Origin of the sequence: Sphingomonas sp. TZW2008, assembly GCF_002117915.1 — a bacterium.
Lineage (GTDB): Bacteria > Pseudomonadota > Alphaproteobacteria > Sphingomonadales > Sphingomonadaceae > Sphingomonas.
This window is the reverse complement of sequence record NZ_BDJB01000015.1, coordinates 134847-160912: the sequence shown is the minus strand read 5'-3', so window position 1 is coordinate 160912 and position 26066 is coordinate 134847. Positions and strand designations below refer to the sequence as shown.

Genomic DNA, 26066 nt, shown 5'->3' with positions numbered 1-26066 from the left:
GGGTCTCCTCGCGAAGCCTGAATCAGATCGCGACACTCACATCAATGGGTCCTGACCCTAGCGATCGTGCATAGCTTGCCAGCATGGGCATCAGGTTGCTCAATGCAGCGCCGAAATCAGCCCAGTCCTCGGCAAGTGGATGTTGTTCGTAGTCCGGCTGTTCCACACGCAAGGCCCTCGTTCGATCTAACCAGGGTGCGGTTTATACACCAGCCGGTTTACTTATAGAGAACACCCCCTCCCCCTGGATTGTTCCGTCGTTCACAGATGAAGCTCGAGGGGCGGTCTCAGCGCGCGCTAGACGGAAGGCAGAAACCGTGAATCCGTCACATCGGGCGATGGCAGGTCAGCGCCTCCGCCTGCTCGCGAACCAGGCCCAGCTTGCGGGCAATACCGCTGACGCCATCAATATCGTGCCGACAACATCATGGTCACGCTGAAGGATCGCGCCGGCGACCAGCATTCCGGCAGACAGGACGTTGGGATCGGCGCGCCGGAGCGAGGCCGGGGGTGAGACTGCGCGTTTGTGCAACTCGATCGGCAGCGCGCCCGACCGTGCGACACGCTCCGCGAAGGTCACCAAATCGGGGGATACCGCGGCCAGCCGGCCAAGGCTTGTCGCCAGCCGCCGTCCGCCCCGCTTGAGTCCGGCCGGGCCGATCCGCTCGCGCAGAAGTTCGCGCGCGATCGGCGCGGCGCGCGCGGCGATGTCGAAGCCGGGATCGAGCCGTCGCACGAACCCTTCGGCGATCAACAGGGTGCGCAGCAGCAGGGCGAGATCGGGCGGCAGCGCCAGCCGGTAGGTTCGCAGCAGCGCGAATACACGGCCGAAGATGTCGGCTAGCTCGATCTGCTGGAGTACCGCCCCGCGGAATCGCCCAGTGAGCGCGTCGAGGTCGCGGGCCAGCGCCTGACGATCGACATCGGTTTCGCCGGACCATTGCAGCAGCACGTCCGTGACCGACCGCGTATCCTCGCTTGCGATCGCAAGGATGAGCGTGACGACCTCGTTCCTCCGGGCGGGGCTGAGCACGCCGACCGCGCCGAAGTCGATGAACGCGAGCGAGCGATCGGCAAGGACAAAGACGTTGCCGGGATGGGGGTCCGCGTGGAACCGGCCGTTGAAGATGATCATCCGCAGCACGGCATCCGCGTAGCGGCCGGCGACCTCCACGCCCCCCTCCTGCGCCCCGTCGATAATCTCGCGGACTGGCACGCCGTTGAGCCGCTCCTGCACGTTGATCCGGCGCCCGACCTGATCCCAGTAGAAGGCGGGCGTGCGGACGCCGAGCGGCTGCAGGAAGGCCCCGATGCTCTCGCAGGCTGCCGCTTCGGCACTGAGGTCCATTTCCTGCGACAGACTCTCCGCGAAAAACCGGAGCAGGTCGTCAGGTTTGAGGCGCCGTATCTCCGGCGAGTGCCTCGCGGCAAGCCGCGCGATGCGGCGGAGCAGCCGAAGGTCGGCATCGACTCGTTCCGCGATCCCCGGCCGGCGTATCTTGACTACGACTTCGGTTCCGTCGCGAAGGGTGGCGGCATGAACCTGCGCGATCGACGCCGCGGCGATCGGGTCGCGGCCGAAGCTCGCAAACACGTCCTCGATCGGGGAGCCGAGCGCGGCCAGGATCGTCGGCTCCAGCGCCTCGAACGGCAGCGGTGTCACGCGATCCTGCAGCGTTGCCAGCGCACGCACCCATTCCGGCCCTAGCAGGTCTTCACGGGTCGCGAGCACCTGCCCCAGCTTCACCGCGACAGGTCCAAGGTCCCGCAGCAGCGCGACGACCCGCTCGGGCGTACAGACGTCTGCCGGCTGCTCCGAGCGACCTGGCAGCAGACCCAGGCGAGCGGCCAAGCCGTTCAGCCCGTGGCGGCCCATGATCTGGATGAGTTCGGCAAGGCGCGCGCGCTCACCGAGTTGAGGCTCGTCGTCGTTGACGAGCATCACATGGTCCCTTTGTCGACGTGCCGCGGACGGCAGCCGTCGAGAAACAGATCAATCACGCGCAAGATACGTTCGCGAGCTGCATCGTCGTACGCGGGAGGAGACAGCCCGAGCGCCGCGCGGCGCATGGGCGCGACGACGACGAGCGTGACGAACTGCTCGGCAGCGAACACCGGGTCCGCCAGCGACAGCTCGCCCTTGGCATCGGCATGGGCGAGGATGGAGGCCACCCATTGGACAGCCCGCTGATAGCCGAAGTCGTGGATGTTCGCCGCGAGCGCAGGAAAACGCACCGCTTGGGCAATGACGACGCGTTCCATCGAGGCGATCCGAGGCGTCAGGAGCCACTCGAGCAGGCGATCGGCGATGACGCGAAGGCGCGATGCAATGTCGGGTTCGTCGCTGCCGGAGGGTTCGAGCGCGCGCAGCTGCGTATCGATCTCGTCCAGGATGACAGCCTCGAACACGCGAGCCTTGCTGCCGAACCGCGCGTACAGGGTTCGCTTGGAGATGCGCGCCTGTTCGGCGATCATGTCGGCACTGGCGCCGTCGAAACCGTGCTGGAAAAACAGCTCGCGGGCGCTCTTGAGGATATGCGAAGTCAGTCGGAGCGCGTCCTCGGTCGTCGGTCTGCCCATCTTCCCTGGGCGCCGGCTCTTCTTCTCGTCATCGCTCAATCTCGTTCTCCTGGAGCGAGGGTAGCGCGATCCGGACCCGTTGACGAGGATCACGCCGGGACGGTCGGTTCCTCGCCTGCCAGCCCGCTCTCCGACCAGAGTTGTCCTATCGTGTCGCGGTCGATCACTGCCGCGACCCCGGCTTGTAGGTCGGGAGGGACGGTGCACCCACACCCAGCCCTTCCTGATCGAGGCGAACGGCCGTATCTCTGACAGCGCCTGCCTTCTTCCTTGCTGAACGAACGGTTTCACGCAGTTGGGCCTCTTTCACGGTCGCGCTGCGGATCGTGGGTCGAACAGCCTCGACGCGAGCCGTGAGACGCACGGCTCCGCCACGGGCATTCAGCAACGCACGGTTCGCCCTGGCGAGGACGGTTGCGCGGCTTTCTACCACAGCGCTCCCCAACCGTTCGGCGCTTTCGCCGGATCGCTGCAAGGCGTCCCCCAGGGCCACGACACGCCCGCGGGCGCCGGTAAGCGCGTCAGATGCCGCTCCAGCCTTGTCTGCCCAGCCTGCGGAACTCTCCGCGAGCGCCGCCAGCCGATCGCTGGCCCGCTGCTGTTGGGCGGCATCGAGGTTGCGCGACACGGAGTCGACTGTCCGGCTGATCTTGTCCACGAGCGCGACTGGATCCCCTCCCCCGCCAAGAAGCCCACCCTCCTTGGCGGGGATGATGGGAAGCTCACCGACCCTCGTCGCGACGATCGGGGATGCACCGGACTTTGCGCCGTCGAGACTGATGTTGGCCGTCCCTGCCAGTGCGGATCGCGCGATCGTTGCCTTGACACCTGTGACGATGGGGGTTCCCGGTTCGAGGCTGATGGTGACGAGAACCGCTGAGGGATCAGCTCCGTCAAACCGTATGGACGTGACATGGCCCGCCGGGACGCCCGAGAACGTCACTGGTGATCCCTTTTCCAGGCCGGCGACGCTCCCGGTGAAACGGATGAGATACGGGTTTCCGTCTCCACTTCGCGCATCGAAAAGCCAAAGGGTGAAGACGAGAAGCGTGCTCAGCAGAAGGCCGGTGACCGCGAGCACAAGGAATTTGTTGGATCGCGTTTCCATCGCAGGATGCAGACGTTAAGGCGAAGAAGTTTGTAAGTAAACCGTACCGTTTTCCTGTGCTTGGCTTGTGGACGCGGCGGGGAACAGGAATCGTCTGGGCAGGGAGGGGTTTTATGGTTGGAGACTTGAGCTTGCGACCGGGCGACATACCGTGGGGCAATCGGCTGGGCCTTGAGCTCGTTTCGATCGGCGACGGGCTCAGTTCGCTCCGGGTCGATTGGCACGCGGAGCTGGCGGACGAGGAGGAGGCGCTCGCGACCGGTGTGTTGACGAGCCTCATCGATCAGGCCTGCGGCGTTGCCGTGATGTCTCGATTGGGCAGACGGCTGGCGATCTCCACCCTTAACCTGAAGGTGGACCATGTGCGATCCGCCGAGGCGAGATGCCCCGCGACGGCGTGGGCTCACTGCTACGACGCGACCGAGCACCGTGCGTTCGTACGCGCCGAAGTCTGGGATACAGATCCGTCTCACCTGATCGCGACTGCCCAAGGCGTCTTTTCGATCAATCGGGCTGTCGCCCCATGAACGAAGGCGCGATCGGGGCCAGTACCGGGCGGAACGGCTTTGCGAAGCTACTCGGTACCATGATGACGCAAAGCGGTGAAACGTTCACGCTGATCCCCACGGAGGAGCTTGTCGGGAATCCCATTCTGCCCGCCTTGCATGGAGGCGCGATCGCGTCCTTTCTTGAGCTGGCCGCACAGCTTGCTCTCTCCCGCACACTCTCGCCAGGGCAGTCCTGCCGGCTGATCAGCATGAACCTTCAATTTCTCGCCCCGGTCAGACTGGGCGCAGTCAGCACGACGCCGACGCTGGTGCGCGTAGGGCGTCGTGTCGCAGTGGTGCATGCCGAAGGCGTCGAGCGAAACGGAACCGGAAAACTGTGCCTTGCGCAGCTGGAATTCGCCGTCGGACAATCCTCCGGAGACGAGGATCACACCCGACATTCCTGATTGGTTCAGCGGGCCGATCTCCAGAGAGCAAGGATGCTTCTGAGCGCCGTCGCGAAGGCGAGCGGCTCATCCAGCATCAGGTGATGGCGCGCGTTGGGCACCGCGACGATCGGGATCGCGCCGGCTCCCAGTTCGCGCAGATATGCCGCGGAATCCCTGCCGAAGAGCGCGCTGTGCTCGCCGTAGATGATTGCCAGCCGACCGGGCGCCGCGGCGACACGGCGACCCATCGTCATCCATTCGTCCGCCGAGTTGCCGCGCGCGAACACCGCGGGCGAGAACTTCCACGTCCACGCGTCCCCGTCCCGCCGGAGCGAATGATAGGCCATGTAGTCCATCAGGAACGGCTCACCCGCGGGCTGTGGCGGCGCGAGCACGTAGCGCGCGCGTGCGGTCGGGTAATCGGGATACCGGCTGGCGGGCTTGTTCGGGTCGCCCGAGCCGGGGCTGCCGCGTCCGCCACGCCAGTAGGCGGCAAGCGCCTCCGGCCGCATGATCATCAGGTCGCAGATGATCGCGCCCGCGAACCGTTCGGCCGCGATCGTCATCGCGGTCACCGCGACCCCCGCGCCGAAGCTGTGGCCGATGATCACGGGCGGCGCAGCACCGTCGAACAGCCCGGTCGCCTCCGCCACCGCGATCATCTCGCGCCCGCGGCCGTCACCATCGATCCCCACGCGCGCGTCGCTGTCGCCCATGCCCGCAAGATCATAGGCGACCACATGGTAGTCCGCGGCGAGCAACGGCGCGATAAACGCCCAGCAGCGCGCATGGGCAAGAAAGCCGTGCGCCATGAGCACGCCCGGCTTTGCGCGGTCGCCCCAGCGCAGGTAGTGGATCTGCGCGCCCTCTACGGTGACGAAGCCTTCTTCCCGCGGAACGGCCAGCGCATCGACGAACCAGTCCGGCAGGTGCGACCCGTCCTCGGCCCATATCGGGTCGATGTCCGACGATCCGGTAGCCTCGGCGGCGCTCATGCCGACAGCCGGAAACCGCTATAGCCCGCCTCGGCGACCGCATCGCAGATCTCGGCATAGCCGACCACAGACGGATAGTTGAGTAGCTGACGCGGTTTGCCTGGGATGTTCGCTCCCATGTACCAGGAATCGGCCCTGGGAAAGAGCGTCATGGCGGCGATCTCGTCGATGTGGCGCGCCCATGCCGCGTGCGCGTCCGGCTCGGCCTCGAAGCGGGACCACCCGCCCGTGCGCAGATGCTCGAGGAACCGGACGACCCAGTCACCCTGCACCTCCGCGGCAGTCGGACCATTGGAGAAGCCGGACGGGCTCTGCGGGCCGTAGAGGAACACCATGTTAGGGAAGCCCGAAACCGCGTAGCCGAGATGCGTGCGTGCGCCTTCGCCCCACGCGTGCGCCAGCGTCGCCCCGCCGCGCCCGCGAATGTCCATCTGCATCAGCCCTCCCGTCACTGCGTCGAAACCGGTCGCGAGCACCAGGACGTCGTGTCGGCGCTCACCGACGCTCGTGGCTATGCCGTCGGGCAGGATCCGTTCGATCGGCTCTTCCCGCAGGTCGACGAGTTCGACGTTCGGCTGGTTGAAGATGTCGTAATAAGTCTGCTCGAGCGACGGCCGCTTGACCCCGAACGGATGCGGCGGGTCGCTGGGTGCGAGCTTCTCCTGCAACGCTGGGTCGGTGATCCGCTCGCGCACCTTGTCTCGCCAGAAATCGTAGGCCAGCCGGTTGGCGCGCTCGTCCACCAGGATGTCGGCGTAGTTGCCGACCCAATAGTGGAAGCCGCCCGCCGCCCACAGCCGCTCGAACGCCGCGGTGCGCTCCTCGCTTGACACCTCGAGCGCGGACTGGTCGAGCCGCAGGATCTCGAACCCGCCGCTGCTCAGTCGGCGTTGACGGAAGATCTCGGGGTAACCGGGCTTGGCCTGCTCCTGCTCAGCCGCGGTCAATGGGCGCTGGCGCATCGGCAGAGCCAGTATAGGTGTGCGCTGGTAGATCGTCAGCTGCGCAGCCTCGCGTGCCGCCTCCTGAGCGACCTGCACACCGCTCGCGCCGGTCCCGATGATCGCGACGCGCTTGCCGCCAAAGTCGATGCCCTCCTGCGGCCAGTGGGCGGTGTGGTGGGCCGGGCCGGCAAAGCTGTCGAGTCCCGAAAGTGACGGGATGTACGCCTTGGCCGCAAAGCCGGTACACGGTAGCAGATAGCGGGTGGTCAGCCGCTCTCCATCGGCGAGTTCCACTCGCCAGAAGCCGGCATGTTCGTCGAACACGGCGGAGCGCATCCTGACGCCGAGCGTCATTGCAGGCCAGAGGTCGAGAACGTCGCAGGCATGTCGGAAATAGCGACGCAACTCGCGCCAGCCTGGGAAGCGTTCCGACCAGGTCCAGTCGCGCCACACCCGCTCGTCCGAGAACTCGTAGATCGGAACATGCGAATCGACTCGCGCGCCAGGGTAGCAGTTCCAGTACCAGATGCCGCCCGGCTCCGCCGCCGCATCCACCAGCCGAACGTTGAAGCCGTTCTCGCGCAACTTCCCGAGCAGGTAGATCCCGCTGAAGCCCGCGCCGATCACCAGCGCGTCGATGTCGGGCACGCCCGTCATCGCGCAGCGACTGCCGCGACGGCGATGTCGGTCGCCGCCTTGTAATCCGCCTTGCCGTTCGGCGCGCGCAGCGGTCGGTCCGTGACGACGATCGCTTTGGGCGTCTTGTAGCCGGCGAGCGCGGCGCGCACGTGAGCGCGCACCGCCGCCTCGTCTACTGTCGCCCCCGGTGCGGCATGGACCACCGCCGTCACCGCCTGGCCCCATTTCTCGTCGGGCACGCCGACCACAAGCGCGTCCGCGACCGCTGGATGCGTCTTCAGCACCTCCTCCACCTCTTCCGGATAGACCTTCTCACCCGCCGTGTTGATGCACACGCTGCCGCGCCCGAGCAGCGTCAGCGTCCCGTCCGCGGCGACGGTGCACCAGTCGCCAGGCATCGAGTAACGGACGCCGTTGATGGTGCGGAACGTCTTCGCGCTTTTCTCCGGATCCTTGTAGTAGCCGATCGGGATCGCGCCCTTACGCGCGATGAAACCGGGCGTGCCGCTGCCCGGCACGACCGGCCGGTCATGCTCGTCGAACACGTCGCACAGCCCGCCGATGGTGAAGCGTGCGGTCGCCGTCTCGCCCGCCGCGCTGGTGACCGACAGGCCGAACCCCAGCCCTTCCGACGCGCCGAAGCTGTCCATCAGCACGACTTGCGGGATGTGCCGGATCAACCCAGCCTTCACCTCGCGGCTCCACATCACCCCGGATGAAACGATCGTGACGAGGCTGGACGTGTCGTAGCGCCCGGGCGCGGCATCCAGCGCGGCCAGCATCGGCTTGGCGAAGGCGTCGCCGACGATCGCGATCGATTCGACGCGGTCGCGATCGACCGACCGCCACAGCTCGTCGGCATCGAACGATTCACCGCCGAGCGTCACGATGCAGCCGCCGCTCATCAGCGTGCCGATGGACGTGATGAAGCCGGTGCCGTGCATCATCGGGCAGGCGGGCATCGTACGCCGGCCCGGTCCGTCGCGCGCGGTCAGCGCCGCGGTTTCTGCAAGGTCGGCGGGCGTCGGCCCCATCAGCCGCTGCGCGTCGAGTTGCGCCTCGCGCATGTCGGTGTGCCGCCACATCACGCCCTTCGGCATCCCCGTCGTGCCGCCGGTGTAGATGAACAACTCGTCGTCGGGCGAGCGCGCGATGCCGAGCGGCGCGCCGTCGCCCTCCCGCGCGAGCGCCTCGTAGGGCAGCGCGAACGAGGCGCGCTCCGCCTCAGGACCGATCTCCACGAAGGTATGCACCTTGCCGAGCCGGCCGTGCAGCTCCTCGATGCAGGCGCGGAACTCGGCGCTGTAGACCACGACCTCGCTGTCGCTGTCGTCGAAGATGTAGAACACCTCGTCGGGCCGATAGCGGTAGTTGATGTTGACGTGGGTCAGGCGTCCCTTGAAGCACGCCGCCATCAGCTCGCCGTATTCGGGCCGGTTGCGCATATAGAAGGCGACCTTGGCGCCCGGTCCCGCGCCCCGCGCACGCAGCGCCCGCGCGATGTTGTTTGAACGGCGCGCCATCTCGGGCCAGGTGATGACCCGGTCGCCGTGGATCAGCGCGGGGGCGTCGTGGGGCATTACGGGCTCGATCGCGTCGAGGATGTCGCCCAGGTTCCACTGCGTCATGCCTGCTGCTCCTCGTCTCAGGCGGCGCGTTTGCCCCAGCCCTGCAGCGCGGCCGCCTCCGCGCGCACGATCTCCGGCCCGCCGAGCAACTGCCGGTCGAAGCCGATGCGCTTGAACCAGTAATGGAGGCCGAGCAGGTCGGTGAACCCCATCCCGCCGTGGACCTCCGTGGCGGTACGCGCGACGAATCGGCCCACCTCCCCGGTGTGAGACTTGGCATGACATGCCATCAGCAAAGCCTCATCCGGGACCGCGTCGAACGCATGCGCCGCGTACCAGACGAGCGATCGGCACGGCTCCAGCCGCGCCGCCATCTCGGCGCACATGTGCTTGACCGCCTGGAAGCTGCCGATGACGCGCCCGAACTGCTCGCGCTCCCCGGCATAATCGACCGCCCGCGCGATCATCACGTCGCCCGCGCCCACGCTGTCCGCCGCGAGCAGCACGCGGCCCGCGGCGACAAGCCGGTTGGCGGTCCCGCCGTCGTCCTCGCCGAGCGGCTCGGCCGCGACGCCGTCGAGCCGCAACTCTCCCACCGACCGCGTGAGGTCGATCGTGGACAGCGGAAGGCGTTCGAGCCCGTCCGCCTCGCCGGCGACCAGATGCAATTGGCCGCCCTGGTCGGCGATGACAAAGGCATCGGCGTCGGCGCTGTCGAGCACGAACAGCGCGGAGCCGCTGAGCGTGCCGTCCGCGGCCGTGACGCCGCCGCCGTCGCGACGGTTGACGACCTCGGTCAGCCCGACGCCGAAGCGCGCGCTGCCGTCGGCAATGCGCGGCAGCCAGCGCGCCTGCTGCGCCGGCGTGCCGGCAAGCCGCAGCGCAAGCGGGGCGAGGACGCAGCGCGCCACGAACGGCACCGGCGCCACCGCTGCGCCGAGCGCCTCCGCCACTACTAAGGCATCGAGCAGGCCCAGGCCGAGGCCGCCGTGCTCCTCGGGCACCATGATGCCGGAAAGGCCAAGCTCGGACAGCGCCGCCACCACCGCCGCACTGACGGCATGGCCGCCCTCCGCGACCTCGCGGACGTGATCGAGCGGGCAATGTTCGCGCAGCAGCCGATCGACCGCGTCGCGCAGCATCCGCTGCTCGGGGGAAAGACCGAAATCCATCTATGCCGCCCCCGCCTTGGGTGCGCGCGCGTGCTCCAGCTTCGGCTCGCGCGGCATGCCGAGCCCCCGCTCGGCGATGATGTTCTTCTGGATCTGCGCGGTGCCGCCGCCGATGATGAGGCCGAGCTGGAACATGTAGTTCCACTGCCAGCTTCCGCCCGCCCGCTCGCGCCGGCTGCCGCCGTACAGCAGGCCGAGCTCCCCCATGGCGTCGATCGCCAGCGCCGAGATCTGGTGCGCCAGTTCGCACGACTGGAGCTTGACGATCAGCTTGGCGAGGCCGCCGGGTTCGCCCTTCAGCGAATTGGACAGCAGCCGCAGGCCGTTGAACTTCATCGCCGCGACTTCGGCCTGCAGCGCCACCAGCCGGTCGCACAATGCCGCGTTGTCGATCGCGCGCACGCCGTCGATCCGTTCATCGTGCATCAGCTGCACGAGCGCGGCGAGGCGATTCTCCAGCGCCGCCGGGTCGCCCAGCATGCCACGCTCGTAACCGAGCGTGGCGTTGGCCACCATCCAGCCCTGCCCGCGCTGGCCGACGATCTGGTCCACGGGCACGCGCACGTCGGTGAAGAAGGTTTCGTTGAACTCGGCGTGGCCCGTCATCGTGCGCAGCGGGCGCACCTCGATCCCGGGTGTTTTCATGGAGAAGATGAGGTAGCTGATCCCCGCATGCTTGGGCGCGTCCGCTTCCGTCCGCACGAGGCAGAAGATCATGTCCGCCTGATGCGCGGTGCTGGTCCAGATCTTCTGCCCGTTGATGACGAACTCGCCGTTCTCCTCGCGCGCGCTGGTGCGCAGCGCCGCCAGATCAGAGCCCGCGCCCGGTTCCGAATACCCCTGGCACCAGACGATCTCGCCGCGCAGCGTCGGCGCGATCCAGCGGCGCTTCTGCTCCTCCGTGCCGAGCTCGAGCAGCGTCGGAACGAGCATCGAGATGCCCTGGTTCGACAGCCCGCCCGGCACGCCCGCCGCGGCGAACTCCTCGGCGATGATGCGCGAGGTGAGGATGTCGGGTTCGGCGCCGAAGCCGCCATATTCGCGCGGAATGGTGCGCGCGGTGTAGCCGTGTTCGAGCAGCAGCTGCTGCCACGCGACCGCGTCCGCCCCGGCGCGCTGCGCCGCGCCGGGCGCGGCCGGGGCACGGTGGCGGTTCTCGGCGATGAACGCGCGCAGCTCATCGCGGAACGCCTCGTATTCCGGGCCGTAACTCAGGTCCATCGGTTCACGCTCCTGCAGCTGGTGTGAAGACGGGCAGCCGAAACCCGTCGCCGATCGTTTCGAAGGCCAGCGCCACCGGCATGTCGAGCGCGAGCGTGGCAGGGTCGGCGCCGGTCAGCCGGGTCGCCATGCGGACGCCCTCGTCCAGCTCGACCACCGCCGCTACATACGGCACGTCGGCCGCGAAGGCGGGGTGAAGCGCCTGGTGCGTCACCGTCCAGGAAAACAGCCGCCCGCGCCCGCTGCTCGGCTCCCAGGCGAACGACGGCGAGCCGCAGCGCGCGCACATGTAGCGGGGCAGGTGGCGCCACGTCCGGCACTCGCCGCACCGTTGGAAATGGAGCGTGCCGCCCTGGCAGCGCTGCCAGAACTCCTGCTCTACCGGATCCTGCGGGTGCGGCAACGGCTTGGGCGGCGAGACGGCGGGTGCCCGCAGCTTGGGCGCAATGTCGTCGTCGTTCATGCGAACCTCCGCAGGATGGCGATGCTGCCGTCGCCCAGGTCGCCCCAGCCGGTGACGAGCCCCGTCTGTGCTCCCGGCACCTGGCGCTCGCCGCAGTCGTGCCGCAGCTGGCGCACGGCCTCGACGACGTGGTTGAGCCCCCACACGTGCGCCTCGCTCAGCAGCCCGCCATGGGTGTTGAGCGGAAAGCGCCCGCCGAGCTCGATCTGCCCGTCACGCACGAAGTCGAGCGCGCCGCCCGGCTCGCAATAGCCCATCGCCTCCAGCTGGAGCAGCACGACGTAGGTGAAGCAGTCGTAGACCTGGAGGAAATCCATCTCCTCGCGGCGCACACCGGCCATTTCGAAGGCCTTGGGCGCGGCGTAGCTCAGCCCGATCTTGAACGGATCCGGGCGCGAGGGGATATCGTCCGCGGGATAGGGATGCCCCTCGGCGGCGCCTGCGATTGTGACGGGCACATGCGGCATGTCGCGCGCGCGGTCGGTGCGCGAGACGACGACCGCGCACGCGCCGTCGGTCTCGAGGCAGCAGTCGTAGAGCCGGAACGGCTCCGACACCATCCGGGCGTCGTGGTAGGTTTCCCAGTCGAGCGGCCGGCCGTAGGTGAACGCCTTCGGATTGAGTTGCGCATGCCGTCGGCACGCCATCGCCACCGCCCCCATGGCTTCCGGACCGACGCCGTGGAGCTGCGAATGCCGGGTCGCCAGCCAGGCATACATCTGCACCGGCAGGAACACGCCATAGGGCATGTAATACCCGCGGATCGTGTTGGTCAGCGTGTTCATGTTCATCGGCCGCGTGGGCGGAGCGCCCGGCTTGGGCCGCAGCGCGGAGAAGCCGTTCCAGCCGAGCGTGACGAGCACGTGGTCGCACAGCCCCGCCGCGATCGCGATCGCCGCATGCTGGAGCGCGGTCGTCGGACTCGCGCCGCCCATGTGGACGGTCGCGGCGTAGCGCAGCACGTCGTTGCCGAGGTTCGCCGCCAGTTCCTCCGACGTGGTGTAGATGGGCGGCGGCACCATGCCGTCGATGTCGGACGGGCGCAGCCCCGCGTCCGCGATCGCGCGCCGCGACGCCTCCAGCATCATGTCCACCGCGGTGCGCTCGGTGCCCTTGACGTAATCGGTTTCCCCGACGCCGGTGATCGCCGCCTTGTCCGAGAAGGTCATATCTGTCCCTCCTGTACCAGCCGCGACCCTCAGCGGAGGCCCGCCGCGCGGCCGAGCGCGCGCTCGGCATCGGCGACGAGGTCGCGCATCACCTCGGCGGCGGGGCGCACGGCGTGGATCAGCCCCATGCCCTGCCCGGCGAAGCCCGGGATGATGTCCTTGCGCTTCGCACGGATGCCCGACGCCATCACCGGACCGGCGATCATCGACTGGTATGGCATCGGCAGCGGCTCCTTGCCCGCCGCCACCCAGGCGTCGGCCCACTTGCTGCGGATCATGCGGGCAGGCTTGCCCGTGATCGAGCGGCTTACCACGGTATCGGCATCGCCGCTGTCGACGATCGCTTCCTTCTGGAAGTCCTCGATCCCTGCCTCCTCCGTCGCAAGGAACGCGGTGCCGACCCAGGCGCCCTCGGCGCCCAGCATGAAGGCCGCGGCCACACCGCGCCCGTCGGAGATGCCGCCAGCGCCGAGCACCGGCACCCGGTCCCCCACGGCATCGACGACCTGCGGGATGAGCGAGATGGTGCCGATCGGCGAATTATGCCCGCCGCCGTCGTGCCCCTGCGCCACGATCACGTCGATGCCCGACTCCACCACCTGCAGCGCGTGCTTCACCTTGCCGACGACCGCCATGACGACCGTGCCGTTGGCGTGGAGTCGATCCATCCACGGCCCCGGATTGCCGAGCCCCGCCGCGTAGACGGGCACCTTCTCCTCGACGACGACCTCCATCTGGGCCTCGAAGAACTCCTTGGAGAACAGCGCCGCGCCGCCGTTTGCCGCACCCTCCGTGACGGCGCGGCCGGAATCACGCGCGACGATCTCCAGCCCCTCGCGCTCCATGAAGTCGCGCGTGAACGCCTGATAGTCGGCGAGCACCGCGCGCGGGTCCGCCGGCGCGGCCCCGGTTTGCGGCGCCGAGCCGCGCCGCACCGAGGCGGGCAGGAGCGTGTCGACGCCGAACGGCTTGTCGGTCAGCGCGCGCGTTTCGCGGATCCACGCGCGGAGCTGCTCGGGTGAGCACGCTGCCGCGCCGAGCACGCCCAGCCCGCCCGCGTTGGACACCGCCGCCGCCAGTCGCGGGACGCTTGCCCCGCCCATGCCGGCCAGGACGATCGGATAGTCGATGCCGAGCATCCCGCAGATTCGGCTGTTCAGGGCCATTGTCCGTCTCTCCCACATCGTTCTCGTTGCTGATCTACTCCGGCGGCTACGCCTCGAACGCCTGGGTCCAGCGCACCTTCTGATCCATCAGGTCGGGGCTGCGCCGCCCGAGATACTCCGCCGATCCCTCGACGAGCCGTTCCATCTCGCGCCGCGCCGTGACCGCGTCGCGCAGCCGCACCGCATGGACGACGCGCGCGAGGCGACGAACCTGGTTCTCGCGCTCGTGCTCGGAATAGCCGAGCTGGCGCGAAAGGTCGCGGGTCAGCAGATGCAGCGCGGACGTGAGCAACCCGAACAGCGGATTGCCGCTCGCCCATGCCAGAAGGTCGTGGAAGCGCCGGTTGGTTTCCTCGAACAGCATCGATTCCACCTGCTGCTCGAGATCGGCGAAGCAGCTTGCCAGCGCCATCAGATCCGCCGCCGTTGCGCGCCGGGCAGCGTGAGAGGCCGCCCGCGGGGCCAGCGCCTCGCGCAGCTCGATCAGCGCGCGCAGGTCGGTGCCGACGAAGTGCAGTACGAGCGCAAGCGAACTCGTGAAATCGCCAATCTGCGGCCGCGCGACCACCGGCCCGCCGCCTCGACCGGGCTGCAGGTGGAGCACGCCCTGCAGTTCCAGAAAACGCAGCGCCTCACGCAATGTGGCGCGGGCGACTTCGTACCGCGCGAGCATGTCGTGCTCCGGAGGCAGCCGGTCGCCGACCTGGCGTGCGTCGGCCTCGATGTCGTGCACGATCGCCTGCGCCACGCGAAGCGCGCGCTTGCCCCTTGCGAACGAGAGCGCCTCGCCCTGCTCATCCACGTCCGGCATCAATGAATCCTTATCATGGTTTTATGTTGCTCCACTGCTTTATCTTTGTCCAGCGGCAAATTGCTGCCGTCGCCGGCTTGCAAGGCTATTAAAAGGGTATAATGTTAAAGCGCGGGAGGGGAATTGATGACCGACAACGCAGCCTGGATGGAAACCGATGGATATATCGCCATCATCCATCTCAACCGACCCGCGGCGCGCAACGCGCTTGATCCGCAGATGCTGGTGGAACTGGCCGACTGCTGGAGCAGGGTGCGCGACGCCGCCGAGATCCGCGTCGCGGTCGTGACCGGCACCGGCGACGCCTTCTGCTCGGGTGCCGACCTCGGCCGCCTTATCCCGCTCGTCAGCGGCGGGCGACCGCCGGAGGACGAGTGGGATCGCCGCGTGCTCGCTGACCGCGATATTCTCGGCACCGCGCTGCTGCGCACATTTGACGTCGTCAAGCCGGTGATCGCCGCCATCAACGGGCATGCGATCGCAGGCGGCATGGAACTGGTCCAGGGTACAGATCTCAGGATCGCATCGAGCGCCGCGCGCTTCGGCGTGCAGGAGGTCAAATGGGCGATCTTCCCGGGCGGGGGATCGACGGTGCGACTGCCGCGCCAGCTTCCCTTTGCGCGCGCGATGGAATTGCTGCTCACCGGCGATCTGATCGATGCCGGAACCGCGCTCGACTATGGCTTCCTCAACCGCGTCGTTGCGCCGGAGGAGGTGCTGCCTGCGGCGCTCGACTTCGCGCGACGGATCGCCGCCAACGGCCCGATCGCGGTGCAGGCGATCCGCGCGTCGGCGCGCGCCTGTATCGGGCGGCCGGAGAGCGAAGGCATGAACCTCGAGTCGGGCTTCGCCGCGCCGGTGTTCCGAACTGAAGACGCGCGCGAAGGTCCGCGCGCCTTCATGGAAAAGCGTACACCCGTTTTCAAGGGACGTTGAGATGGTTGACGAGGCATCCTCGGGTATCGCGAACGGGCTGGCGGGCGCCGCATTGCAAGGCGCGCTCTCGATCGCGCCGTTCCACGCCTGGCTCGGGCTTCGCGTCGAGGACGTGACAGACGGTGTCCTTCACCTCAGCATGCCGTGGCGCGACGAGATCGTATCGAATCCGCGGATCCCGTCCGTGCATGGCGGCGTGCTCGCCAGCCTGATCGATCTCGCCGGCATGTATGTCCTGCTGACGAGGACGCGTGCGGTCAGCGCCACCGCGTCGCTCCACGTCGATTATCACCGTCCGGCAAGCGGCGGCCCGCTTCACATCCACGCGCGCGTCGTGAAGATAGGACGGACGCTGTCGGTCGCGGACAGCGAGGTGCGCTCGCCCGACGACGTGCTGCTCGCCAGCGGTCGCGGTTCGTATCTCATGCGGGACGGCGGCATCGCGACATGACCGTGCAGAGAATAGGAGAGATCATGAGCATCGAGACCGCGTCGGCGGACGCCAGGCGCACTCCGGCCGAGCCGCGACCGGCCGGCACCATCCTGCTGCTGCGGGATGTGCCCGAATATCAGGTGCTCATGGTGCGACGACACCACCAGATCGATTTCGCCTCGGGAGCGCTGGTGTTCCCGGGAGGCAAGATGCACCCCGGTGACGACGATCCGCGCTGGCGCGATCACGTAACCGGGTGGGACGAAATCGACGCGACCCAGCGCGCGCTGCGCATCGGCGCCATCCGCGAGGCGTTCGAGGAAGCGGGGATCCTGCTGGCCAACTATCCCGACGGCCGCGGCTTCTCCAGTGTATGCGACGCCGAGGCCCGCCGGAAGGTCGATACCGGGGAACTCGCCTTCCTCGATGTCGTCGCCGGATTGGGGGTGAAGCTCTCGCTGACCGCCCTGACCGTTTTCGCCCGCTGGATCACTCCAGAAATGATGCCGAAGCGGTTCGACACCTGGTTCTACGCTGCCCCCGCTCCGGCCGACCAGGTCGCGATCTGCGACGGACATGAAACGGTCGATGCCGAGTGGATCGCGCCAGAGTCGGTCCTGGACCTCGCCCGAAGCGGCGCCCGAACCGTGATCTTCCCCACCTTGATGAACGTGAAGCTGCTGGCCGAGGCCGAGAGCGCAGCGGATTGCCTCGCCCGAGCGGAGGCACGTCCGCTGGTCACCGTGCTCCCGCAGATCGAGACACGGGACGGAGAGCGCGTTCTGACCATTCCGCTCGATGCTGGCTATGGTGAAGTCACACAGAGTTTGACTGAGCTCAGGGCCTGACATCCCAGGTTCCGACTATTGCAGAACCTCCCCATGCCGCTCTGGCAAAACAGAGCGGCCTTTTCTTGGGACTTTGGCCTGACACCTGGAAGTTGCCGAAGGCCGACGTTTCGCGTCGGCTGGCGCCCGGCCAGATCGAGATCAGGATCTGCACATACCGACCGTCACATCTTGGGTGGCGGCGAGACACAATTCGAACGTGGTTTGGCCAGCGTCGGATTAGCTTCCCGACGCGACTCATTCGGGCGTCATATGTGCGACGCCCGGAATGTCTGTAGCGTTACTCTCGAGCTCCGACTATGCTACGGTTCGGTTTACATTTGACGGGACGGCAGGGTGGCTGACGATCGGGCTGAGAACCACGAAAACAAAGTGAGACATGACGACCCGGACGCGAATTTTCACCCAGAATCCAGGTCGGAGGACGGTTCCGAGGAGATGAATGGCGAAAAGAAGCCGTCGCTTCTCGAGCGCTACCCCATCATTCGCTACGTCCTCATCGCCGCGCTTGTCGCCGGCATCATCGCGGCTATCGTTTGGTACATGAATTACCGCGCGAGCGGCCAGTTCCTGCAGTCGACCAACAACGCCTATGTGCGCGCGGACTTCGTGACCGTCTCGCCGAAGGTGGGCGGCTATGTCGAGCGTGTTCTCGTCGCCGACAACCAGCCTGTCCGTCGCGGTCAGCTGCTCGCCGTGCTCGATCCTCGCGACTACCGCGCCAATGTCGAAGAGGCGCAAGCCCAGATCGCCGCAGCCGGCGCCAACATCACCACTGCGCGCCGGACACTTGATGAGCAACAGGCCACGGTCGCCCAGGCGGCCGCCCAGGTCGCGAGCGCCGAGGCTGCCGCCGCAGCGGCAGAGAACGAGGTAAGACGCTACGAACCGCTCACCCGGACAGGGGCGGAATCGCGTGAGCGGCTGGCAAGCCTGGTGCTTCAGCGTGACCGGGCTGCCGCGGAGCTGCGCGCGCAGCGAGCGGCCTACCTCGCCGCCCGTCGCAGTGTTGCAACCCAAGCGGCTCGCATCGGTCAGGCGGAGGCGCAGCGTGGCACCGCGCAGGCGCAGCTTGCGCGCGCCTCGACGGACCTCGGGGCCGTCGAGATCCGCAGCAGCATCGACGGCGTTGTCGCCGACAAGGCCGTCCGGGCTGGGCAATATGTCCAGCCGGCGACCCGGCTGATGTCGGTGGTGCCAGTCGATCAACTCTACATCGAGGCGAACTTCAAGGAAACTCAGGTCGCGCTGATGCGCGTCGGGCAGCCCGTGACCATCAAGGTGGATGCACTGGACGGTGCCGAACTGCGAGGCCGGGTCGCCAGTTTTTCTCCGGGGACGGGCGCGCAGTTTTCACTCATCCCGCCCGAGAACGCGACCGGGAACTTCACCAAGATTGTCCAGCGCGTGCCCGTGCGGATCAGCATCGAGGCGGGTCCGGAGGCGCGGCGGGTGCTGCGTCCCGGACTGTCGGTGGAGGTGACGGTCGACACGATCGGCGCCAAGGGAAGCCGGGAACGAATCAAGCAGGAAACCGAGCGGCTGAAGCGCGGCGAGACGCAGGGCGCGCGCTGATGGCGGCGGAACGCGCCGGCCTGCGCGACTGGCTTGCCGTCGCTGCAGGCACGATCGGGTCGTTCATGGCGCTTCTCGACATCTCGATCGTCAATGCGGCCCTGCCCACAATCCAGGGCGAAATCGGCGCGAGCGGCACCGAGGGCACCTGGGTCGCGACCTCCTATCTCGTGGCGGAGATCGTCATGATCCCGCTAAGCCCCTTCCTGGTGCGCCTGTTCGGTCTGCGCAACTTCCTGCTGGGCGCGGCGATCAGCTTCACCGGCTTTTCCGTCGTGTGCGGCATCTCGACGACGCTGCCGATGATGATCGCTGGCCGTGTGGGCCAGGGCTTTACCGGTGGTGCGCTGATTCCGACTGCCATGACCATCATCGCGACGCGGCTGCCCCCGTCACAGCAGCCGATCGGCACCGCCGCGTTCGGCGGCACCGCGATCCTCGGCCCGGTGCTCGGGCCGATCATCGGTGGTTGGCTCACCGACAATTACAGCTGGCATTATGCCTTCTTCCTCAACGTGCCGGTCTGTGCCGGGCTCGTCCTGCTCCTGCTGTTCGGGCTCAAGCACGAGAAGCTGCGGCTCGACCAGCTGCGCCATGCCGACTGGTTCGGGATCGCGGGGCTCGCGATCGGCTTGGGAGCGCTCACCGTCATGCTGGAGGAGGGACAGCGCGAGATGTGGTTCGAGTCCGCGATGATCGTGAAGCTCGCGATCGCAACGGTGTTCGGCTTTGCGCTCATCACGATCGGACAGGTCCGCTCCGCGCATCCGGTTCTCAAGCTGTCGCTGATCTTCAGCCGGTCGTTCGGCAGCGTCTTCGTCCTCAGCCTTGTCATCGGCGTCGTGCTCTACGGCGTGACCTTCCTGATCCCGCAATTCCTCTCGTCGATGGCGGATTACAGCGCCCTGCAATCGGGCAAGGTGGTCTTCGTCTCCGGCATCCCTGCCCTGATGCTGATGCCGTTCCTGCCGCTCGCGTTCAAATATCTCGATGTCCGGCTGGCTGTCTTCGTCGGGATGACGCTGATCGGCGTCAGTTGCGCCATGGATTGGCACCTCACCGCACAATCGGCGGGGGGCGATCTGAGGGATTCCCAGCTCGTCCGCGGCTTCGGGCAGATCTTCGCCATGATGTTCCTTAACCAGGCCGCGATCAGCGCCGTGGCGCCCGAGGATGCCGGCGACGCGTCCGCGCTGTTCAACGCGGGACGGAACCTTGGCGGATCGATCGGCCTCGCCCTGATGGCGACCCTCCAGGACCGGCAGACTTTCCTGCATTTCAATCGGCTAGGGGAGACGGTGTCGGCCAACGCGGCGACCACGCAGGAGTGGTTCGCGAAGGCCATGTCCATGCCGTCCGGCGAAGCGGGCGCCTATAGGCAGCTTGCCGGGCAGCTCCTCGAGCAAGCTACCGTCATGGCCTATAACGATCTGTTTTTCGCGCTCGGCGTCGCGATTGCGATCACTACCCCGCTGGCGCTGTTCCTCCGCCCGATCTCCTCCGACACGCAGATGGCGATGCACTGATGAAGCGACTTAGCTGGGCCATTCTGCCCGCCCTCCTGACCGGCTGCGTCGTCGGACCCAATTATGGAGGCCCGCCGGGCGTCGCGAGCGGCGAGCGTCCCGGAACGACATTTCGCCGCGCAGATCAGGTAGTCACGTCACCGCAAGCCCCTGTTGCGCGCTGGTGGGAAGGCATGGGCGATCTGCAGCTCACGACGCTGATCAACCGCGCGCTTGCCTCAAATCCCGACGTGGCGATCGCGGAGGCGCGCATCCGCAAGGCGCGCGCCAGCTTGCGCGAACAGCGCGCGAACCAGCTGCCCACCGTCTCGGCGTCGGGCACTGCGATCGTCGCCGATCTTCCCGCAGGCTCGCTCGCGCTGCCGACGCAGGGCGAGCAATCCGATCGTATCAGGGCCGAATTCTACAATGCCGGCCTTGATGCGTCGTGGGAGATCGATCTCTTCGGCGGACGGCGCCGCGCGGCCGAAGGTGCCGAGGCCCAGGCTCAGGCGGCCGAAGCCAATAGAGCTGATGCGCAAGTTCGTCTCTCGGCGGAGGTGGCCCAGAACTATGTGACCTTGCGCGAACTCCAGCAGCGCCTGATCCTGGCGCGCCGCTCCGCGCAGCTTCAGCAGCGATCACTCGCCCTGCTGCAACAGCGCGAGCAGCGCGGCGCCTCATCGCGCGACGAGGTGGTGCGTCTGAAGACCGAGCTGACTCGCACGGAGGCGGGACTGTTGCCGCTTGAGGGACAGATCGCGACCACGCTGGACCAGCTTGCCCTGCTCACCGGCGACGAGCCCGGTGCGCACGACGCGGCGCTCTCCGCGCCCGCTCCGATTCCGATGATCCCCGGGACTGTCGCGATCGGCGATCCCGCCGCCATGCTTCGGCGCCGCCCAGACATTCGCGCGGCCGAGCGGCAGCTGGCGGCATCGAACGCAAAGATTGGCGTCAACATTGCCCGGCAGTTCCCTTCGGTCAGTATCATGGGCATCATCGGCCTGGGTGGTCCCAATATTGCCGATGCGGTCGATCCTGACAGCGTAGCGGGTCTGCTGCTGCCGCGGATCAGCTGGAGCTTCCTTGACTTCGGCCGCAATCGTGCCCGGGTCGAACAGGCGCGGGCCGACCGTGACGAGGCTGAAGCACAATATCGGAAGGCTGTTCTCGGCGCGCTGTCCGATGCGGAAACCAGCCTGACCCGCTTCGGCAATCAGCGACGTAACCTGTTTTCGAGCATCGCGAGCCGGGATGGTTCCAGGCAGTCGGCGACCTACGCCAAGCAGCGATACGAGCAGGGGGCGATCCCGCTGACCACATCCATCGAGGCCGAACGCGCGGCGCTGGCTGCTGATCAGTCGGTCCTGGAAGCGACGGGTGAACTTGATCGTGCATTCATCGCCTTGCAGAAGGCGATAGGACTGGGATGGAGCCAGCAGTGACGGTCTTGCAGCCATGCCAGGGAGGGGCCTGACCGCGTGACGGCGCCGCTTCTGCCGCCACCTGCCCAGTATCTGCGTGATGACGCGATCAGGGGAGGGATGGACCTGATGTTCTTTGCTCACCGATCCCATCTGGCTCATGTCGATACCGAGCTGGCTAAGCAGAACCTCGGGCGGGCACACCACCGCGTTCTTTATTTCTTGGGGAGGCATCCCGAAATTTCCGTCAGCGAACTCCTGGACGTTCTAAGCGTCACCAAGCAATCGCTTGGCAGGGTCATGAGGGACCTCATGGATCGCGGGCTCGTCTCCGGACGGGTCGGGGAGCGCGATCGTCGTCAGAAGCTGCTTTCTTTGACCGATAAGGGACGAGCGCTAGAAAACGCGCTTTTCGAGCATCTCAGGAGCAACATGGCGAACGCTTACCAAGCGGCAGGAGAAACAGCCGTCACGGGCTACTGGATTGTTATGCAGCAGCTCATGCGCGCCGAAGCACGGGAGCAATTCCGCCGGCTGCACTCCAGACAGTGATCGCCGCAAACAGATGCCGGACCAGGTCGAAGGGGGGCTTCATCGACCTGGCCCGGCCGGTTTCACCTATCCTGCAAGCCCGGAGGGGGTAAGGGACTTGCCAGTGGTGAGCTCGTTCTCCAGCACCGGGACCGCAGTGCCGGCGACCTGCTGCAGCGCCGGATCGGTTCCATCCTGCGCGTAACCCTTGTGCACGGCCCATGCGGCCTGCTGGACCTGCGCGGACTGGGTCAGATACAGATTGTCGAACGCGCTTTTGGGCGCCTTCTGGAGCAGCTTGAGCAGGGCGGCTCGGTCGGCGGACAGGCTCGAGGGCGGCGCCTTTATCGTGCGCTGATCGTTCTTCAGCGCCGCAAGTAGCGCCTGGTGGCTGCTCTGCGTTTCCGCCAGCACGCGCTTGGCATAGGCCTTGACGTCATCCCGCTGCGCGCGTGTCGCGGCGAGCTGCGCGGCCTTGATCTGGTAAAGGTTGGCGTCGGCCGCCGCGAGCACGTAATTGGGTCCGCTCTGGCTCGCGATCGGCGAAACGCCGACGTCGGCGCTGGTCATCGTTCCCGAAGTGGCGGGCGAAACGGCCTGCGCCAACACTGGTATCGGCGCCAGGGTGAGCAACGCAGCCACTATCGCAGTCTTCATTGAGATCCTCCATTGGTGTTGTGAGGCGTTGACCGAAATCAACGAGCTGAACGATAAGGAAACGGAACGGTTCCCTTTCTCTAAACTCGTTTGGTGAACCCACTGGATGGATGGCCGCTCGGACGGCTGGAGGTGCGCGGCGATGAAGAACACGACGGCCAGGGGGACCGTTCCCGCGCCGGCAGCGTCAAAAGCTGAAGCGCCAGGCCGGACTGCCGGGTCCTTCTTGCGCAGGAGCGAAGTCTCGAGTGCCTCGATCGCATCCGTCCTGCTCTGCGTCGCCTGCCTCGCTGGCTGCGACCGAACGCCTCGCCAGGCGCCGCCGCGAGCGACGGACACGATCAACGTGCCACCGCAGACGTCCACCGTCGATGTGCCGATCGTCGCGGACCTGGACAAGCTGGCCCGAAGCCTCGAACAGGCGATTCCACGTCGCCTCTGGTCGATCGACAAGCCGGGGCAGACCTGCCTTCCGCCGAAGAAGGTCAAGATCCTCTTCGCGAAGATAAAGACGCCCGCCATCCAGTGCCGCATCACCGGCACCGTCGTCCGAGGGCCGCTGGTGCTGGAGGGCTCGGGAAAAACGATCATTGTCACCATGCCGCTTCACGCCGCGATCAGCGCGCGCGACGTGGGAGGCGTACTCAGCCGGGAAACGGCCGAGGCGGACGCCCGCGTCCGGGCTGTGATCAGGCTCGACATCGCCCGCGACTGGTCGCCGCGCGGCACGGTGTCGATCGCCTACGACTGGACCGACGAGCCCCACGTCGACTTCCTTGGCCAGCGCATCGAGTTCACCAGCAAGGCTGACGCCAAGCTCGCCGGCGTCGTCGCGCGCCTGGAGCGTTCGCTGCCGCAGGAACTCGGCAGATTGCAGCTGCGCGAGCAGGTCGCGCAGGTCTGGGGGTCGGCGTTCACCTCCGTCCAACTGAACCGGGCGAACCCGCCGGTGTGGATGCGGATCACGCCCCGGCAGTTGAGCTACGGAGGCTACACCATCTCGCGCAACCGGGTGAACCTGGCTCTAGGGCTGACGGCAGTTACGGAGACGTTCGTCGGCGACCGGCCACCTGATCCGCAGCGCCGGCCGCTCCCCGACATGACGCGCACGCAGCCCGGACCCGGCCGCATCCTGTTCGCCATACCCGTCATCGCCGACTATCGTCAGCTGGAGCCGGTCCTCGCCAAGGCATTGGTGAAGCGGTCGCGCCGCCCCTTCGAAGTGCCCGGTGTCGGGGCCGTGCGCGCGCAGTTCCACCAAGTGACCATCTACGGCACGACGGGCGGCAAGATCGCAGTCGGGCTTCGCTTCAGCGCGGCAGCCGAAGGCGGGGAGCCTTCGCGGGGCACGATCTGGCTTACCGCCACGCCGCGCAACGCCGTCAACGATCGCCGTGTCGCGTTCGACGATCTCACCGTCGCCAGTGTGACCGACTCGGTCCGGACAAGCCTGCTGCTGAAGCTTGCCAACACTCCCGGCATATCTGGCACTGTGTCAGCCGCGCTGACCCAGAATTTCGAAAAGGATTTCGACAAGCTGTTCGGCAAGATCACCCGTGCGATCGACGAGAAGCGTATCGGCGACCTGATCGTGCGCGCCCGCATCACGGACGTGCGGACGGGCCAGCTGAAGGCGGCGGGGCAAGGCGTCTACCTGCCGGTATGGGGGCGCGGCACGGCCACGATCGGCCTTGCGCCACGGCGGGCCGGAAATTGAGATCTCTGCTGCAGCCTTGACGCCTGCTTGATCGTCCCAGCGGCAACGCTGCAGCCTCTTTCGATCTTGGCAGAACTATTCAAAGGTCAAATCAAATCATCCGGCTCTGTCTCACGGTATCGTCGGACGCGCATCGCTCTGCTTGGTCGCCCGGTGGAGGGCTGTGACGCGCTTGACTTGTGCGATGCTGCAACCCGCCAGCGCCGCCGTTTTCGCTATGCTCATCCCAGCCTCACGAAGTGAGACGATGCGGCGATGATGGGCCAAGTCTGGTTTTCGACCGGTGTAGCGTCCCTCCCGCTTGGCGATCGCTATGCCTTCCCGCTGCCGCTCGCGGCGCAGTTCGTAATCATCGCGAGCGGTCTGAAGCGCAACCCTCAGTAACATGTCTTGAATTGCCTCTAGGACGATGCGCGTCACCCCGCCATTGTCCTCGGCAAGATCGGTAAGATCCACGATTCCTGGTACGGCTAGCCTCGCTCCCTTGTCGCGGATAGCGGTGACGAGCCTCTCCGCCTCAGCCAGCGGCAGGCGACTGATCCGATCGATCTTTTCGGCGATAACCACTTCGCCCATTTGCAGGTCGGCTATCATGCGAAGCAACTCGGGCCTGTCAGGACGCGCGCCGGAAGCCTTCTCGCGATAAACAGCTGCGACATAATACCCCGCGGCACGCGAGGACACGACCATCGCCTCTTGTCGTTCAAGATCCTGCTCGTCGGTGCTGACGCGCAGGTACACGCGAGCAGCGCGGACTGTCGTACTCATGTTGGCTCCGTTGGGTACACCCATGTGAGCCAGTGCTGCGGCAACCGGCTCGGAATAGCAAGCGCCGATCCTGTCGAGCCTAGCTCAACAAACCAGGCCTAAGTAGCTACTGGGCACGGACATGAACGAGCACTGATCACCAAGAGCGTAGGAGTGCCCTCCTTCGTGCTATGCATCAGCGACGTCATGCGGTACATTTTGGTGATCGGGTCAGCCAAGCGAGTTCAGTGCAGATGGAAGCACAGAGGGTCAAGATCGTGGATGGTGGTAAGCTCGTTATCCCGGCGGCTATGCGCCGGGAGCTCGGGATCGCCACGGGTGACACCGTTCTCGTCGATGTGGACGATGGCGAGTTGCGGGTACGATCAGTACCTAGAGCGCTTGAACGTGCTCGCGCGATCCTGCGCAGGTATGTGCCCGAAGGCGTCGGCTTGGCTGACGAGCTGATTGCGGAGCGCCGGCGCGAGGCGGAGCGTGAGTAGCAAGGTCGTCCTCGACGCCCCCGCCCTGCTCTGCCTGCTGAATGACGAGCCCGGGGCGGATCGGGTAGCGGACGTCCTGACCCGTAGCATCATCGGAACGACCAACCTCGCCGAGGTCGTCTCCAAGCTTCGAGACCGAGGATTGCCGCTCGACGAGGTGCGTGAGGCGCTTGGCGGGCTTCACCTCGACGTCCGGCCGCTCTCTCCTGCCCAGGCACTGATAGTAGGCGACCTCCGGCCGTCGACGAAGGCGCTTGGCCTCTCGCTTGGTGACCGAGCGTGCCTTGCCTTGGCGATCGACCTGCAGGCGGAGATGTTCACGACCGATGGCCCGCTGGCGAGCGCGGACGTTGGCATCACCATCACCAATGTGCGGCCGCTTGCGGAGTAGTTGCACATTCGTGCTTCTGGGTA

26 protein-coding genes are annotated in these 26066 nt (G+C 66.8%); 12 read left to right on the top strand and 14 right to left on the bottom strand.

The genetic code is table 11. The features are described 5' to 3' along the window. Positions 1–346: 346 nt before the first annotated feature. The 3 genes from B7L05_RS16305 to B7L05_RS16295 form a co-directional block, all read right to left on the bottom strand. Positions 347–1942, bottom strand: a complete 1596-nt coding sequence (locus B7L05_RS16305; protein WP_085811333.1) for an AarF/ABC1/UbiB kinase family protein — start codon at positions 1940–1942, stop codon at positions 347–349. Next, positions 1942–2619 carry a TetR/AcrR family transcriptional regulator gene (locus B7L05_RS16300; protein ID WP_231023661.1) on the bottom strand — a complete coding sequence of 226 codons (678 nt, stop codon included), beginning with the start codon at positions 2617–2619 and terminating at the stop codon, positions 1942–1944. The genes B7L05_RS16305 and B7L05_RS16300 overlap by 1 nt, the downstream gene beginning before the upstream one ends. A gap of 124 nt (positions 2620–2743) precedes the next feature. Beyond that, entirely contained in the window at positions 2744–3688 is a 945-nt protein-coding gene (locus B7L05_RS16295) for an MlaD family protein (RefSeq protein WP_046408735.1), read from the bottom strand. A gap of 113 nt (positions 3689–3801) precedes the next feature. On the opposite strand from B7L05_RS16295, the gene B7L05_RS16290 reads away from it, so the two are divergent. Together B7L05_RS16290 and B7L05_RS16285 are read left to right on the top strand one after the other, a co-directional pair. Further along, positions 3802–4215 (top strand): PaaI family thioesterase, encoded by a 414-nt coding sequence (locus B7L05_RS16290; RefSeq protein WP_046408736.1) that lies wholly within the window; start codon positions 3802–3804, stop codon positions 4213–4215. Then, positions 4212–4643, top strand: a complete 432-nt coding sequence (locus B7L05_RS16285; RefSeq protein ID WP_052742494.1) for a PaaI family thioesterase — start codon at positions 4212–4214, stop codon at positions 4641–4643. The genes B7L05_RS16290 and B7L05_RS16285 overlap by 4 nt, the downstream gene beginning before the upstream one ends. A 5-nt stretch (positions 4644–4648) precedes the next feature. Here B7L05_RS16285 and B7L05_RS16280 read toward each other — a convergent pair whose 3' ends face one another. From B7L05_RS16280 to B7L05_RS16240, 9 genes are read right to left on the bottom strand one after another with little or no spacing between them, the layout of a single operon-like run. Continuing rightward, complete coding sequence (locus B7L05_RS16280; RefSeq protein WP_046408737.1) at positions 4649–5620, bottom strand: alpha/beta fold hydrolase; 972 nt, start codon at positions 5618–5620, stop codon at positions 4649–4651. Then, entirely contained in the window at positions 5617–7212 is a 1596-nt protein-coding gene (locus B7L05_RS16275; RefSeq protein WP_231023660.1) for an NAD(P)/FAD-dependent oxidoreductase, read from the bottom strand. The genes B7L05_RS16280 and B7L05_RS16275 overlap by 4 nt, the downstream gene beginning before the upstream one ends. Before the next feature lie 5 nt (positions 7213–7217). Next, positions 7218–8831, bottom strand: coding sequence for an acyl-CoA synthetase (locus B7L05_RS16270; RefSeq protein ID WP_046408739.1), 1614 nt, complete (start codon positions 8829–8831; stop codon positions 7218–7220). A 17-nt stretch (positions 8832–8848) separates the two neighbouring features. Further along, positions 8849–9943, bottom strand: a complete 1095-nt coding sequence (locus tag B7L05_RS16265; protein WP_066781966.1) for an acyl-CoA dehydrogenase family protein — start codon at positions 9941–9943, stop codon at positions 8849–8851. Beyond that, the gene (locus B7L05_RS16260; protein ID WP_066781967.1) at positions 9944–11164 is read right to left on the bottom strand and encodes an acyl-CoA dehydrogenase family protein; all 1221 of its coding nucleotides are present in this window, start codon (positions 11162–11164) and stop codon (positions 9944–9946) included. 4 nt (positions 11165–11168) lie between these two features. After that, entirely contained in the window at positions 11169–11627 is a 459-nt protein-coding gene (locus B7L05_RS16255; protein ID WP_046408743.1) for a Zn-ribbon domain-containing OB-fold protein, read from the bottom strand. Then, complete coding sequence (locus B7L05_RS16250) at positions 11624–12796, bottom strand: transporter (RefSeq protein WP_046408744.1); 1173 nt, start codon at positions 12794–12796, stop codon at positions 11624–11626. The genes B7L05_RS16255 and B7L05_RS16250 overlap by 4 nt, the downstream gene beginning before the upstream one ends. Positions 12797–12825: 29 nt before the next feature. Further along, the gene (locus B7L05_RS16245) at positions 12826–13962 is read right to left on the bottom strand and encodes a nitronate monooxygenase family protein (protein ID WP_046408745.1); all 1137 of its coding nucleotides are present in this window, start codon (positions 13960–13962) and stop codon (positions 12826–12828) included. Between the two features lie 46 nt (positions 13963–14008). Then, complete coding sequence (locus B7L05_RS16240) at positions 14009–14710, bottom strand: FadR/GntR family transcriptional regulator (protein WP_231731945.1); 702 nt, start codon at positions 14708–14710, stop codon at positions 14009–14011. A 189-nt stretch (positions 14711–14899) separates the two neighbouring features. Between B7L05_RS16240 and B7L05_RS16235 the strand changes: the two genes are divergently transcribed. The 7 genes from B7L05_RS16235 to B7L05_RS16205 all read left to right on the top strand — a co-directional run bounded on the left by B7L05_RS16235 (position 14900) and on the right by B7L05_RS16205 (position 22049). After that, positions 14900–15709: an enoyl-CoA hydratase-related protein gene (locus B7L05_RS16235; RefSeq protein ID WP_046408802.1), complete on the top strand. Its 810-nt coding sequence runs from the start codon at positions 14900–14902 to the stop codon at positions 15707–15709. Between the two features lies 1 nt (position 15710). Then, entirely contained in the window at positions 15711–16160 is a 450-nt protein-coding gene (locus B7L05_RS16230; protein ID WP_046408747.1) for a PaaI family thioesterase, read from the top strand. Between the two features lie 23 nt (positions 16161–16183). Continuing rightward, positions 16184–16990 carry an NUDIX domain-containing protein gene (locus B7L05_RS16225; protein WP_046408748.1) on the top strand — a complete coding sequence of 269 codons (807 nt, stop codon included), beginning with the start codon at positions 16184–16186 and terminating at the stop codon, positions 16988–16990. A gap of 438 nt (positions 16991–17428) precedes the next feature. Next, the gene (locus tag B7L05_RS16220) at positions 17429–18565 is read left to right on the top strand and encodes an HlyD family secretion protein (protein WP_046408749.1); all 1137 of its coding nucleotides are present in this window, start codon (positions 17429–17431) and stop codon (positions 18563–18565) included. Beyond that, the gene (locus B7L05_RS16215; RefSeq protein WP_046408750.1) at positions 18565–20091 is read left to right on the top strand and encodes a DHA2 family efflux MFS transporter permease subunit; all 1527 of its coding nucleotides are present in this window, start codon (positions 18565–18567) and stop codon (positions 20089–20091) included. Before B7L05_RS16220 ends, B7L05_RS16215 begins: the two co-directional genes overlap by 1 nt. Next, positions 20091–21518 carry an efflux transporter outer membrane subunit gene (locus B7L05_RS16210; protein WP_046408751.1) on the top strand — a complete coding sequence of 476 codons (1428 nt, stop codon included), beginning with the start codon at positions 20091–20093 and terminating at the stop codon, positions 21516–21518. Before B7L05_RS16215 ends, B7L05_RS16210 begins: the two co-directional genes overlap by 1 nt. Before the next feature lie 36 nt (positions 21519–21554). Next, a complete protein-coding gene (locus B7L05_RS16205) occupies positions 21555–22049 on the top strand; it encodes a MarR family transcriptional regulator (RefSeq protein ID WP_046408752.1) in 495 nt (164 codons plus the stop codon). A 66-nt stretch (positions 22050–22115) separates the two neighbouring features. Here the strand turns inward: B7L05_RS16205 and B7L05_RS16200 are convergent, their stop codons facing one another. Beyond that, entirely contained in the window at positions 22116–22598 is a 483-nt protein-coding gene (locus tag B7L05_RS16200; protein WP_256926806.1) for a DUF4142 domain-containing protein, read from the bottom strand. 229 nt (positions 22599–22827) lie between these two features. Here B7L05_RS16200 and B7L05_RS16195 point away from each other — a divergent pair, with 229 nt between their 5' ends. Then, complete coding sequence (locus B7L05_RS16195) at positions 22828–24402, top strand: DUF4403 family protein (RefSeq protein WP_240886015.1); 1575 nt, start codon at positions 22828–22830, stop codon at positions 24400–24402. Positions 24403–24513: 111 nt separating this feature from the next. Here the strand turns inward: B7L05_RS16195 and B7L05_RS16190 are convergent, their stop codons facing one another. Continuing rightward, a complete protein-coding gene (locus B7L05_RS16190; RefSeq protein ID WP_046408804.1) occupies positions 24514–25170 on the bottom strand; it encodes a recombinase family protein in 657 nt (218 codons plus the stop codon). Positions 25171–25403: 233 nt separating this feature from the next. Between B7L05_RS16190 and B7L05_RS16185 the strand changes: the two genes are divergently transcribed. Both B7L05_RS16185 and B7L05_RS16180 read left to right on the top strand, forming a co-directional pair. Beyond that, positions 25404–25652, top strand: coding sequence for an AbrB/MazE/SpoVT family DNA-binding domain-containing protein (locus B7L05_RS16185; protein ID WP_085811332.1), 249 nt, complete (start codon positions 25404–25406; stop codon positions 25650–25652). Beyond that, positions 25645–26043, top strand: a complete 399-nt coding sequence (locus B7L05_RS16180; RefSeq protein WP_144037345.1) for a type II toxin-antitoxin system VapC family toxin — start codon at positions 25645–25647, stop codon at positions 26041–26043. The genes B7L05_RS16185 and B7L05_RS16180 overlap by 8 nt, the downstream gene beginning before the upstream one ends. The last annotated feature ends 23 nt before the right edge of the window (positions 26044–26066 follow it).